At 72.0% G+C, this 6,161-nt stretch carries 4 protein-coding genes; 1 reads left to right on the top strand and 3 read right to left on the bottom strand.

Features of this window, described 5'->3' with window-relative positions; genetic code table 11:
• The coding region (locus G7A99_RS15370) for an ATP-binding cassette domain-containing protein (protein ID WP_163141689.1) at nucleotides 1-841 on the top strand (841 nt) is incomplete at its 5' end.
• An 18-nt stretch (nucleotides 842-859) separates the two neighbouring features.
• On the opposite strand, the gene fhuB is transcribed toward G7A99_RS15370, so the two are convergent.
• The 3 genes from fhuB to G7A99_RS15355 form a co-directional block, all read right to left on the bottom strand.
• A complete protein-coding gene (gene fhuB / locus G7A99_RS15365) occupies nucleotides 860-2,821 on the bottom strand; it encodes a Fe(3+)-hydroxamate ABC transporter permease FhuB (RefSeq protein ID WP_163141686.1) in 1,962 nt (653 codons plus the stop codon).
• Nucleotides 2,821-3,711: an ABC transporter substrate-binding protein gene (locus tag G7A99_RS15360; protein WP_163141683.1), complete on the bottom strand. Its 891-nt coding sequence runs from the start codon at nucleotides 3,709-3,711 to the stop codon at nucleotides 2,821-2,823. The genes fhuB and G7A99_RS15360 overlap by 1 nt, the downstream gene beginning before the upstream one ends.
• A gap of 1,583 nt (nucleotides 3,712-5,294) precedes the next feature.
• Nucleotides 5,295-6,161 (bottom strand): ammonium transporter (locus tag G7A99_RS15355; RefSeq protein WP_163141680.1); only part of this gene is annotated, 867 nt, incomplete at its 5' end.

The following is a 6,161-nucleotide window of genomic DNA, read 5'->3' as shown; positions in this document are numbered from 1 at the left end:
CCTGCGCACGCCGCTCATCCAGGCCGTCGGCGCATGGCCCACGCTCACCGCTGCCCGGGTCGCCTTCGAGAAGCTCGCCGGGCTGACCCTGGCGGACTACCGGCCGGGGTTCCCGCCGGCGTCACCGGAGCCCGGCTGGCGGGAGCTGATCCTGGAGGGCGCAACCTACCGCTACCCCGCCTCAGACGGCGAAGGCTTCGCGGTGGGGCCGGTCGACCTGACCCTGCGCCGCGGCGAGCAGGTCTTCCTGATCGGGGGCAACGGCAGCGGCAAGTCCACCCTGGCACGCCTGCTCGCGGGGCTGGTCGAGCCCCAGGAGGGCGAGCTTCAGGTCGACGGACACACCGTGACGACGGCGGAACGGCACGCCTACCGGGCCCGGTTCGCCAGCGTGTTCACGGACTTTTACCTCTTCGACGAGCTCCTCGGCCCCAACGGCAACGCACCGGACGACACGCTCGTGGCGGCATGGACGGAGCACCTGGGGATGACGCATACCGGCGCCCTCAGGGAGGGTCGTATCGCCAGCACACGGCTGTCCCAGGGCCAGCGCAAACGCCTGGCGCTGCTGCTCGCGATCGCGGAGTCCCGGGACGTGCTGCTGCTCGACGAGTGGGCCGCCGACCAGGACCCGGAGTTCCGGCAGGCGTTCTACCGCGAGGTCCTGCCGCGGCTGCGGGACATGGGCAAGACGGTGTTCGCGATCAGCCACGACGACCAGTACTTCCGGCATGCGGACCGGTTGCTGGAGATGCGCAACGGGCGGCTGATGGAGCTCACCGGTGCCCAGCGCGAGGAGGCCAGCCGGGACGCCGTGGCCCGCCTGCAGCGCGGTGCCTGAGCACCGCGGGTCAGCGGCTCACAGCCGGCGCAGGCCCCACATGAAGTAGGCCCCCCCGAGCAGCGAGGCCACCAGCCCCGCCGGGACCTCCTGGGGGAAGAGCAGCTGCCGGCCCACCCAGTCCGCCAGGACCATGAGCGTGGCCCCGCACAGCGCGGCCCCGGCGAGATGGGCACGAGCCCGGGCGAAGCCCAGCAGCCGCGCCATGTGCGGGGCGAGCAGGCCGACGAAGCTCAGTGGGCCGACCACCAGCGTCGCGCAGGCCGTGAGCCCGGCCACGAGCAACAGCAGCACCAGCCGTGCGCGGCGCACGCCCACGCCCAGGGCCTGCGCCGTCGACGCCCCCAGGGGCAGCAGCTCCAGCCAGCGCACCAGCGGCCAGCTCGCCAGCCCGAGCACCACGGCCAGTGCGGCCACCGTGGCCGCGCCGGTGAGGTCGACGTAGTAGGTCGACCCGGACAGCCACGCCAGCACCCGCTGGCCGCGCGGGTCGCCGCCGGCCAGGACGATGCCGCGCACGGCGTCGAACAGCGCCGTAACCGCCACGCCACTGAGCAGCAGCTGGTCCGGGCGCAGGCCACTGCGGTGGTTGAGCGCGATCAGCGCCGCGAGCACCGCGAGCGCGCCTAGGGTACCCACCACCACCAGCGTTACCCCGCCGGGGGCGGGCAGCAGGAAGATCGCCGCCATCAACGCGATGGCACTGCCGCCGCTGATGCCCAGCACCTCCGGGCTCGCCATCGGGTTGGCGGTGACGCGCTGGATCAGCGTACCGGCGACGGCGAGCATCACCCCGCTCGCCGCGGCGGCGATAACCCGTGGTGCCCGCCACTGGAGCACCCCCCAGTCGAGCGGCGCCGCCCACGCCCAGCCCCCGGTGGCGCGCCCCAGATACAGCGCAAGCATGACGCCCGCCGCCAGCAGGATGACGATCACCGCCACGAGCCGGGCGGGGGCCGGATGCCGACGGCCGATCCCGTGGCCGCCCGCGGCGGCCGTGCCGCCGCCCAGACGCAGCCGGGGGATGAGCCAGAGCAGCAGCGGGGCGCCCAGCGCCGCGGTGGTCGATCCCGTGGGGATGAGGGTGGGCAGCACCCCCGCGAAACGCTGGAGCAGCAGGTCCGTGGTCGCCAGCAGCAGCGCCCCGAGCAGTGTCGACCAGACCAGGCGCTGGCCCAGCCGGCGCGCCCCGGCGAGGTGGGCGAGGTTCGGTGCGGCCAGGCCGACGAAACCGATGATCCCCACCGTCGAGACCACGCTGGCGGTGAGGAACACCGCCACCGCCAGGCCGGCGAGACGCAGGCGCCGCAGCGGAATGCCGAGGCTGCGCACGCTGGCGTCGTCCAGCGCGAGCACCGTCAGCGCTCGCAGCAGCAGCCACGCCAGCGCGCCACCGAGGAGCAGCCGCGGGGCCAGGAAGGCCGCCCCGCCCCAGCCGGTCTGCGCCAGCGAGCCCGCGCCCCAGATCAGCAGGCCCTTGAGGGCCTCCTGGTGGAAGAGCAGCAGCACCATGCCTAGGGCACCGAAATAGAGATTCACCACCAGCCCGGCGAGCACCACCACCACGGGGGCCAGCGCCTGACGCCAGGCCAGCGCGAACACCAGTGCCATCGACAGCCCGCCGCCGATCATCGCCACCCATTCGCGCCCTGCCCCCAGAAGCCCGGGCGCCATGAGGGTCGCCACCATCAGCGCGAGGTTCGCACCGCTGGCCACACCCAGGGTGGTCGGCGCCGCGATGGGATTTCGCAGGATCTGCTGCATGAGCACGCCGGCGAGCGCCAGCGCGCCGCCGGCGAGCAGCGCAGTGGCCAGACGCGGCCACCAGGCGAAGAACAGCGCGAGGGACGCCTGGTCCGCACCCGGTCCGGCGGCAAGGACCGAGACCCCCTCGGCGATACCGCCACCGGCGTGGAGTCCGGCGAACGCCAGACCTACCAGGGCCACTGCGAACAGCCCGCAGGCACGTGCCGGCGTCATCAGTGCGCGTCCTCCGGTTGTCCGTGGTCCAGGGCGTCGACGAGGTACCGGGCGAAGCGCCGCGCCGAGGGCAGCGCCCCGAAGCTCCACACCGGCGGCAGGCGGACCACGTCGCCGCGGGCCACGCTGGGCAGTGACTGCCACAGGCCGTTGTCCGCCAGCGCCCGCTCCACCCCGGCCGGGAACGGCTCGATCACGACGATCCGGGCGTTGATCCCCGCCAGCGCCTCCAGGCCGACCAGCGAGAAGCCCCAGTAGTTGGTCGGACCCGGCCAGGCGTTATGCAGCCCCAGCCGGTCGAGCACCACCTGATACAGGCCGTTCTCCCCGAACACCCGCACGTGACGGGCGTCCATGAACTGCACCATCAGCAGCGGCCGCACGTCCCGCCCGGCGATCCGCCCGCGACAGTCGGCGAACACCTCGCGGGTGCGGCGGATCAGCCGCTCCGCCGCCGCCTCACGGTCCACCAGGGTGCCGAGCCGGCGGGTCAGCGCGAGCATCTGCTCCCAGGTGTCGCTGTCCGGGGTGTAGAGCGCAAACTCGCTCACCGGCGCGATGCGCTCGAGCCGCGGTGTCAGCGAGGTGAACATGCGCGATATCAGGATGCGGTCCGGCGCCAGCCGGGCGAGGCGTTCCATGTTCGGCTGCATGCGCAGCCCCAGGTCCGCCACCGAGTCCGGCAGACGCGGCTCACTCACCCACGCCCGGTAGGCATCCACCTGGGCCACCGCGAGGGGCGTGACACCGAGGCCGAGGAGCGTCTCCGCCAGGGTCCAGTCCACCGTCGCCACCGCCGGGGGCGCGGCGCGGCCACGCCCGGGCGCGAGGACAACGATCACGGCGAGCAGCATCAGCGCGACGGTGACACGCAGCGGGCGATCGGCCATGGGCTCCACGGACGCTCGGGGTGGGCGGCCCGGTGGATACGGATGCGCCTGGCACCGGCCACCGGATGGAGCCGGCATTCTAGGGTAAACGGGAATTATTCGCAAAATGGAATGGCAGGGACCATCCCAACGGCACGGCAAGCACCGGCCGGCACGTCGCGCACGGGCGTTTCCTGCCCGGGCCACGCCCCCGCAACCGCCATTCCCGCCCCGGCGATTGCCGGCTGCCTGCGAGCAATCGCCCCACGACGGAGACGGCCCCGCGTAGGTCGTGCACGGCCGCGGGCCATGTGCGACATCCCCGCGCAACCCATCGGGACGTCGCACACCTTACGGTGCACGACCTACGCGTCTATGGTCCCACCGCCGAGAACACGCGGCCGGTTGCTTCGGGCAGCCGGCCGTAGCGGGATATCCCGCGGGATGCGGCACAACGTCGCGGGAAACGTCGGGCATGTGCGTCATATGCCCGGAAGGCGGCCCCCGCGACCGCCGTTCCCGACCCGGCGGTGTCAGTCGCCTTCGCGCAGCGGAACGACCGTGGATACCGTCCCGCGAATCACGCGAGTTGCGGGGCACACGGTGTCTGGTCCTTGATGACGCCGAAACAGATCGGGACGGGCTTGCACATGGCCGGCGCAGGCGCTGGCAGAACGCGTGCGCATCGGGGTTGCGAGGTCGGCCGCTCACGGTAGTCGACGTTGCCGGCACCGCAGGACGGGATGTTGGCTGCCAGGAGGCGCCAACCTACGGGAACCCGCGTAGGTCGTGCGCCGCAGGCGTGCGACATTCCGGCGCGGTCATTGAAGATGTCGCACACGGCCCGCGGCCGTGCACGACCTACCGGTCTGCCAGGAGCCGCCAACCCCCGGGAACCCGCGTAGGTCGTGCGCCGCAGGCGTGCGACATTCCGGCGCGGTCATTGAAGATGTCGCACACGGCCCGCGGCCGTGCACGACCTACCGGTCTGCCTGGAGCCGCCAACCCCCGGGAACCCGCGTAGGTCGTGCGCCGCAGGCGTGCGACATTCCGGCGCGGTCATTGAAGATGTCGAACACGGCCCGCGGCCGTGCACGACCTACCGGTCTGCCAGGAGCGGCCAACCCACGGGAACCCGCGTGGGTCGTGCGCCGCAGTCGTGCGACATTCCGGCGCGGTCATTGAAGATGTCGCACACGGCACGAGGCCGCGCACGACCTACCGGTCTGCCAGGAGCCGCCAACCCACGGGAACCCGCGTAGGTCGTGCGCCGCAGGCGTGCGACATTCCGGCGCGGTCATTGAAGATGTCGAACACGGCCCGCGGCCGTGCACGACCTACCGGTCTGCCTGGAGCGGCCAACCCGCGCGGCCTGTCACCGCCCGGGATTCCTGCCGCAGGTCGGCTGCTCGAAGGCAGCCGACAATTCCCCACGGAGGCCGGTGCGATCGCGGACGTGCACCGGCCAGTGACCGACACGGGACGACGCCGGCGTCCTGCTCAGCCCCGCGATCCGTCCCGGCACGGTGCGATAGACCAAAAAAACGCCCCGGAACCGACCGGTCCCGGGGCGTGGTCACGGGCAGGCGCTGCCTGCCGCGGGATCAGGAGATCTTGGTGAACTCCGGATAGGCCTCGAGGCCGCACTCGCCGATGTCGACGCCCTCGGTCTCCTCCTCCTCGGAGACCCGGATGCCGCACACCGCCTTGAGGATGGCCCAGACGATGAGGCTGGTGACGAACACCCACACGAAGATGGTCAGCGCACCGACGATCTGGCCGACGAAGGTCGCCCCGTCGTTGGTGATCGGCACGATCAGCAGGCCGAAGACGCCGACCACGCCGTGCACCGAAATGGCGCCGACCGGATCGTCGATCTTCAGCTTGTCGACGGCGACGATGCTGAACACCACGATCACGCCGGCGATCACGCCGAAGATGGTCGCGGCCAGCGGCGACGGCGTGGACGGCTCGGCGGTGATGGCCACCAGGCCGGCGAGCGCGCCGTTGAGCAGCATGGTCAGGTCGGCCTTGCCGAAGGCAAGACGTGCGGTGATCAGCGCGGCGACCGCACCGCCGGCGGCGGCGGTGTTGGTGTTCAGGAACACCATGGCCACGGAGTTGGCGTTGGCGATGTCACCGAGCTTGAGCACGGAACCGCCGTTGAAGCCGAACCAGCCGAGCCAGAGCACGAAGGTACCGAGGGTCGCGAGCGGCAGGTTGGCGCCCGGAATGGCACGGATCTCGCCCTTGGGCCCGTACTTGCCCTTGCGCGGGCCGAGCAGCAGCACGCCGGCGAGGGCCGCGGCCGCACCCGCCATGTGCACGATGCCGGAGCCGGCGAAGTCGGAGAAGCCGAGGTCACCCAGCGAGTACATGCCGAACACGGCCTTGCCGCCCCAGGTCCAGGCACCCTCCATGGGGTAGATGAAGCCGGTCATGACGACCGCGAAACCGAGGAAGACCCAGAG

This window comes from Arhodomonas sp. KWT, from assembly GCF_010993615.1.
This window is presented reverse-complemented; position numbering and strand designations above follow the sequence as displayed.

Coding starts and splice junctions, on each gene's coding strand:
- fhuB (WP_163141686.1), bottom strand. CDS start 2,821: ATGACGCCGGCACGTGCCTGCGGGCTGTTCGCAGTGGCCCTGGTAGGT.
- G7A99_RS15360 (WP_163141683.1), bottom strand. CDS start 3,711: ATGGCCGATCGCCCGCTGCGTGTCACCGTCGCGCTGATGCTGCTCGCC.